General features: G+C 66.6%; 1 protein-coding gene. It reads right to left on the reverse strand.

Annotation, left to right across the window (positions count from 1 at the left end):
- Positions 1–329, reverse strand: a 329-nt coding sequence (locus tag EN862_RS35335) for a transposase (protein ID WP_153227255.1), incomplete at both ends; no start/stop codon positions are given.

A 329-nucleotide genomic window follows, 5' to 3' on the forward strand; every position in this document is an offset into this window, starting at 1 on the left:
GCTCCTGCCGCCGCCGATGAAGCTCCTGCCACGCCATGTGCCGGACTGCCTCGTCCATGGTGCGAGACCTGCGAGCGCTGCGATCTGGCGCCGGTCGAGGCTGCCCAACTCCGGCATCTCTGCGATCATGGTGCGGGCAACGGTGGGACCGATGCCTGGCACGGAGGACAGCAGTTTTTCCCGGACCCGCCAGAGTGGCGACTTGCGGATATGATCGTCCAGGTCGGCATCGAGGCTTTCCAACTCACGCCTGAGCGCGGCGAGCAGGCGCTTGATGCTCTTTTGCGCCTGTCCTGCGTTGACCGTGCGGGCGCGGTTCTCTGCGGCCA

This window comes from Mesorhizobium sp. M2E.F.Ca.ET.219.01.1.1 (assembly GCF_004016445.2).
Lineage (GTDB): Bacteria > Pseudomonadota > Alphaproteobacteria > Rhizobiales > Rhizobiaceae > Mesorhizobium.